Below are 5,843 nucleotides of genomic sequence, written 5' to 3' on the forward strand. Positions count from 1 at the left end.
ATAAAGCTTTCGACTTTAGTCGAGAGTTGTTTACTTTCAACAGGCATGTCCGGCTCGTTCCCGTGCAGTTCTAGGTCCTCGGCAGCCCGGAGCGGCGAGTGTCTGCAGACCACGGCGTACGGGATGCGGTCGTCCTCGCCCGGCATCACGGTCCTGAGGAACGCGGGAGGGAAAGCGCAGCGGACCGGCGGGCTATAATGCCTGATCCATGCGGTCCGGCGCCCGAGGAGAGCGCTGCTCGAAGCCGCACATCCCTTTGAGACAAACACGAAGTTCATCATGACCGAAGAAACCAACGCTTCCGAATCCGAAGTCCAGATCACGCCCGTTGAGGCCTCCGTCCTGCTGTCCGGTGCCGAATGGGATCCGAAGCTTCTCGCCACGACCCTTGCCCAGGAATGGGAGATCACGGTGCCCGAGAAGGACTTGCCCGCCGACGCCTCCGAGTCCCTCGTGTTCGAGGCCGAGGGCGCCGTCATCGCCGTGAAGCTCTTCGAAGAACCGCTTCCCGCCGAGATGGCCCGCATGCACGCCGCCATGAACCCGCTCTGGCCGCAGGCGGGCGCCATGGCCCAACTGCACCGCGCCCACCTCGCCGTTGCTGCGATTCCGAAGACCGCCTCCCTTGTCGAGGCCGCCCAGGTGCTCGTCAAGGTGGTTTCCTCGCTCTGCAACCAGCCCTCGGCCCTTGCCATCGACACGGGCTCCACGATTCTCGGCACGGATGGCTACCGTGAGGGCGCCACCGTCATGAAGGGCGGCGAACTTCCGCTCTTTAATCTCGTCACCTTCGCGATCGCGAAGGCCGACGAGACCAACTTCGTCGCCTTCACCATGGGCATGAGCTTCCTCGGTCACAACGAGCTCGAGATCAGTCCGACCGCCGAAAAGCCCGAGGTGATCCAGGAATTCCTCTACACGGTTGCTTCCTACACGCTCAAGACGGGCAAGGGCCTGCGCGACGGTCAGATCCTCGGTCTCCATCCCGAGAAGGCCCAGGCGGTCCGCTACGCCGAAAGCAGCATGATCCCCGGTCTCAAGACCATGCAGATCACGCTCTGAGCCGCGCCGCAGGTTGGGAGACATAGTATGAGGCTTGCAGAAGCGCTCGCTGAGCGCAAGGCGCTAGACGCGCGGCTCTCCTCGATCGAGGGCCGCCTCAGGGCCAACGCCCGCATTCAGGAGGGCGACGCCGTGAGCGAGGATCCCGAAAGGCTCTTCGCGCTCCTCGACTCAACCGCCGAGGAGCTCCGCACCCTGATGGTGCGCATCGCCCGCACGAACAGGGAGACTGTGGTCGACGGTCGTCCGCTTGCGGACTGGATCGCCGAGCGCGACGTCTCCGTGCGCCGCTTCAACATCCTGTCGGGCGTCGCCGACAGGGCGTCCGAGCGCATCGAGCGCCGCAGCGCGGATGATGTCCGCGTCGTGCCCGTCATCGACGTTGTCGCCCGCAAGCACGAGGCCGACGCGCTCGCCGCCCGCATCCGCGGCATCGACGCCCGCATTCAGGCCACCAACTGGGCGACCGAGCTCTGCTGAGGAGAACATGATGAAGCTTGCCGAAGCACTCAACGCCCGCAAGGAGCTCGAGGCGCGCCTCACGCGTCTTGAGGAGAGGCTCCACGCCTCGGCCCGCGTTCAGGAGGGGGTTGAGCCAGACGAGTCACCTGACGCGCTCTATGCCATGCTCGAGAAGGCCGCCGCGGCGCTTGTCGAGATCGTCTCAAGGATCTCCCGCACCAACGTCGAAACCGTTGTCGAGGGCCGCATCCTCGCCGACTGGATCGCCGAACGCGACGTCTCGTGGAGGCGCCTGCGTGTGCTCCAGAGCGCTCTCAGGGCCGCTGCCCCGTCCTACGACCGCCACGGCGGTCCCGGCTCGGTCAGGTCGGTGACGACCTTCAGCACCGCCCGCCGCCATGCAGAGCTCGACGCGCTCGCGCTTCGCATCAACGCGATCGACGCCCGCATCCAGCAGGCGAACTGGGAGACCGAGCTACTCTAACGATCATGCCGTCCGGCGAAGCCTCGTGAAGGCGGAGCCGCCGCTGTCAGGCCGGATCGGCCGGAAGCCGCCGGTCAGAACTGCACTTTCACGACTCACTTCCACGCTCGTACTTTCACGGTTCAGCACGAAGCCTTCTTACCATCGGCTCGATTTACGGAATTCGTCCGGACGGCACCCATCCAAAGCCTCGAGGCGCTGCATCACGCGATGCGGCGCCTTTTTTTGAAGGCGACCGAAGGCGGGCGGACAATTCTTGTTGCACTTTTCACTGTATGCCCGGTTCTGGAAATGCGACCTCCTGACGGGAACTGAATTGATCGAGCACTGAACGAGTCGTTTTGTAGGAGGCGGGGGCGGGAAGGCAAGATGAGGCGAAATGCGTGCGGTTTCGTCCGTTCTTTTTGTGCGTACGGCAGTGAATCTCGTGAGCTCCAACGGGTTTCGCGTGTGCGATGAATTCTTGGTTTTTCTTGATGCAGAGTGCTTGAGCGTGAGCGGATGTGTGACCTTATGGGCGTCTCCTGCCCTTCTTGCATTGTCGGCTCCCGCTTCGTGTGAACGATCTGCAGAATCGTTTGCTTGACGAGGCGTTTGAGTTCGAACGCGCTCTGCAATGCGATGCTCGGGCCTGTTCCCGGGCGTCTGCAGCAGGCAGCATGCGTACCTCAGGAAACCGCTGAAGAAAAAGCGGGAATACCGTCATTCGGGATGGACGCACGAAGAAGCCTGCATGTTGTAGAATCTGTGGTCCTCGTGCTATCGGCTTGTGTGTGTCGATAGTTTTTTCAGACTTCGCTCATACGGGACGCCCATGGAATCGTTCTTCGAAAAACTCTTCTACAGCGCGCTGGATTCTTGCGCCGTTCTTTCTCGGCCTGTCGCTTGCGCTTCTGGCGCTGGCGCTCAAGTTCTTCCATGAGGTCTGGCACGTGCTGCCGCACGTCTTCGAGCTCTCGGAGTCCGACCTCATCCTCTCGCTTCTTTCGATGGTCGACATGGGCCTGGTGGGCGGCCTGATCATGATGGTCATGTACTCGTCCTACGAGAACTTCGTTTCGAGGCTTGACCTTGACGAGAAGGATTCGGAGCGTCTCGGCTGGCTCGGCAAGATGGACGCGGGCAGCCTCAAGAACAAGGTGTCCTTATGTTAGTTGGAATTTATTCCCGTTTCTTTTGAAAATGGTTCCAAAGGTGGAATTGATTCCAAGAAACATAAGTGAACGTGTTGGTCTCCAACGCGCTCGAATGAAGCGGCGCGGCTTGGCGGCCATCCATTGCGCGAAGGCCAGGCGAAGCGCGTGGCGCATGAAGTCGGCGGGCGGCGAGGGCTCAACCGCCTTTCGGTGAAAGAAGGAGACGGTGAGGGGAGAAAGCGGAAAGAGCGCAGGGTGAAGTGCGTCGAGGGCGGCCTGCGTAGAGGCTGTCCTCAATGACGCTCAAGGGAGAGAGGGTCAAAGCGTCATTGCGTCCCTTGAGCGCATCGATGCCGAAGAAGTCGCAGAGCGTCACTCGCTCGGGTGAAATGCCGAGACCGCCGAGCTTTTCGAGAAGAAAGCCTTCGTCCTGCACGGTGGTGAGCCACTCGCTTTGGGCGAACACCGTTTTGAGATCCGCATCGGGCGCGAGCACCGGATGGCCGGGGGCCGCGACGATGCCGTGGTCGACCTCAAAGAGCGGCTCCTCGACGAGCGCGGAAAGTTCTGCAGTCTGAGAAAAAGCCGCTCGTGAAGACGAGCTTGACGGCGGGTCGGCGGCATTGAGCCTCAGGTTCAGAGCGCTGCGCTCAAAGAGCGGTGCGCCGAGATCCGACTCGAGCTGGCCGATGGATTTGGCGACCGTCGACGGCGTGAGACAGAGCTTCTTGGCCGCCGGGCGCACGCCGCCCGTGGACACGATGGCCAGAAACGCCTTGATTTGACGAATTTTCATGAAGAACCTCAGGGCGGCTGCCCGAGGCGATGGATCGAAGGATGACGGTACCTGCATCCATTGTCTCGAATATCGCGCAATGGGAGCCATGCAGGCCAGGTGCCGTCGCCGGCGGCGAGAAGAGCCTCACGGCTTTCGCGTCAGCAACCATTCCAACGCATTGCACTGCCGGATGCCGTCGTGATCCATGTCCGGGTCGTCGTCGAGGGTGAGCAGGAGTTTCGGATAATGGTCCTTGATATTCTGCAAGGGCCTCAATTCCCGTGCAAGGGTGTCGGGATCCCGCACGGTTGCCGACACTTGGATGTATTGGTAGCCGTCAGCCGATTTGGCAACGAAGTCCACTTCCGTCTGATCGACGCGCCCGACGTAGACTTCAAATCCGCGGCGCAGCAATTCGAGATAGACCACATTTTCCAGCGTGTGCCCAACATCCATCGCCTTGTTGCCGAGCACCGTTCGGCGAAGCCCAAGGTCAACCAGATAGTATTTCTCCAAACGGGCCAGCTCAGCCTTACCGTGAATGTCGAAGCGTCTCGCTTCATAGAGTACAAAGCAGTCCATCAACGCATTGAGGTACTTGTCGACGGTTTTGACGTCGCACTTTCGACCCTGTGCATTCAGGTAGTCCGCAATTCGTTTGGGTGCAACAAGGCTCCCAATATTCTCAAAGAGAAAGCGACAAATGCTCAGAAGGAGCGACGTGTCCGAGAGCTTCAGCCGCAGCGCCAAATCCTTGAGCAGGATTGTGCTGAAGACTCCCTCATAATAAGTGCGCACCGCCTCGGCATTGGGAAGAGAGAGCGCATAAGGGAAGGAGCCGACTTCCAGATATCGGCGATAGCTTTTACTGAGCGAACCATTGGCGTGAGTGCCTTCAACAAACTCGCCGAAGGACATCGGGAGCATCTTGATTTCGACATACCTCCCGCTCAACAGTGTGGCGAGGTCTGAGGACAGCATCGTGCCGTTTGATCCCGTCAAATAGATGTCGACATTGTCGCGAATGTAGAGGCTGTCGATGACGCGCTGGAAATCCGAAACGTTTTGGATTTCGTCGAGAAAGAAATAGACGGTCTTTCCGGGCTGTAGCTTCGACTTCAGATAGGCATGCAGGGCTTTCGGGTCGGTCAGCTCAATGGCGTCATAGTCTTCGAAGTTGATGCGAACGATCCGCTCGTCTTCAATGCCACCTGCCTTCAGCTCATTGATGAAGAGCGTCATCAAGGTGGTCTTTCCGCATCGACGGACGCCCGTGATGACTTTGATGAGCTGGGTGTCTCGAAATGTGCGCAGCTGGCGCAGATAGTCTTTTCTTGGAATCAGTTCCATCTTAGACGTGTTTTGCAAAGGAGTTGGACTAAATTCCAATATAACATGGGTCTGCATGGGTGGTTGGCTTTGGAGCCGTTCAGTTGCTTCTGTTTGTTCCAAGTCGGCATTCAGGTGGTGTTCGGGTCTGGGTTGCGCAAGCTTGGAAACGAAGCGGCCTTCCGTCTGCAGAGCTAACGTGCGAACGAAAGGCCGCGGAGGAGTCTTCAGATGTCGGCGCAAGCCTTATGCGGCGGCGAGTTCGTGGCCGACGAGCCAACCCCAGGTGGCGATCCTTCGCCTGCACGATACGAAGCGCTCGCTCGCCGATGCGCTTCTTGAGGGCGCCGACATGTCGAGCCGTCTCTCGAAGGAGGAGCTCCTCAAGCTCCTTTCCGACCAAGGCTGACAACCTCAGACACATGGCGATGGACGCCCCGCCGAACGACATGCGTTCGGCGGGCGCAGACGAACACGAACGGAGAAATCGATGGGCGATGCGACCTCGACGACGCTTGACCTCTCAGACCTGACGGACGTTGAGCCTAAACAACCTCTCCACTGAAGTGGGAGGGTTTCGATACAGTCGAGG

General features: G+C 59.8%; 7 protein-coding genes and 1 pseudogene. 5 read left to right on the forward strand and 3 right to left on the reverse strand.

What is annotated here, in order from left to right:
• The coding region (locus tag HMPREF3036_RS12320) for a hypothetical protein (protein ID WP_231853604.1) at positions 1-281 on the reverse strand (281 nt) is incomplete at its 3' end.
• On the opposite strand from HMPREF3036_RS12320, the gene HMPREF3036_RS07830 reads away from it, so the two are divergent.
• From HMPREF3036_RS07830 to HMPREF3036_RS11590, 4 genes and pseudogenes are all read left to right on the forward strand, one after another.
• Positions 280-1,062: a DUF4261 domain-containing protein gene (locus tag HMPREF3036_RS07830; RefSeq protein ID WP_005435179.1), complete on the forward strand. Its 783-nt coding sequence runs from the start codon at positions 280-282 to the stop codon at positions 1,060-1,062. The genes HMPREF3036_RS12320 and HMPREF3036_RS07830 overlap by 2 nt on opposite strands.
• A gap of 27 nt (positions 1,063-1,089) precedes the next feature.
• Positions 1,090-1,542 carry a DIP1984 family protein gene (locus tag HMPREF3036_RS07835; protein WP_062333296.1) on the forward strand — a complete coding sequence of 151 codons (453 nt, stop codon included), beginning with the start codon at positions 1,090-1,092 and terminating at the stop codon, positions 1,540-1,542.
• 7 nt (positions 1,543-1,549) lie between these two features.
• On the forward strand, positions 1,550-2,008 hold the full coding sequence (locus HMPREF3036_RS07840; protein WP_156469784.1) for a DIP1984 family protein: 459 nt from the start codon (positions 1,550-1,552) through the stop codon (positions 2,006-2,008).
• Positions 2,009-2,822: 814 nt separating this feature from the next.
• Positions 2,823-3,153, forward strand: a pseudogene (locus HMPREF3036_RS11590) (YqhA family protein); the annotation flags it as partial.
• Positions 3,154-3,340: 187 nt separating this feature from the next.
• Here the strand turns inward: HMPREF3036_RS11590 and HMPREF3036_RS07850 are convergent.
• Positions 3,341-3,940 (reverse strand): LysR family transcriptional regulator, encoded by a 600-nt coding sequence (locus HMPREF3036_RS07850; protein ID WP_005435280.1) that lies wholly within the window; start codon positions 3,938-3,940, stop codon positions 3,341-3,343.
• Between the two features lie 126 nt (positions 3,941-4,066).
• Positions 4,067-5,272 (reverse strand): ATP-binding protein, encoded by a 1,206-nt coding sequence (locus HMPREF3036_RS07855; protein ID WP_062333307.1) that lies wholly within the window; start codon positions 5,270-5,272, stop codon positions 4,067-4,069.
• A 265-nt stretch (positions 5,273-5,537) separates the two neighbouring features.
• Between HMPREF3036_RS07855 and HMPREF3036_RS12490 the strand changes: the two genes are divergently transcribed.
• Complete coding sequence (locus HMPREF3036_RS12490; protein ID WP_255358820.1) at positions 5,538-5,660, forward strand: hypothetical protein; 123 nt, start codon at positions 5,538-5,540, stop codon at positions 5,658-5,660.
• Positions 5,661-5,843: the final 183 nt, after the last annotated feature.

Origin of the sequence: Sutterella sp. KLE1602 (genome assembly GCF_001578585.1) — a bacterium.
Taxonomy (GTDB): domain Bacteria; phylum Pseudomonadota; class Gammaproteobacteria; order Burkholderiales; family Burkholderiaceae_F; genus Sutterella; species Sutterella wadsworthensis_A.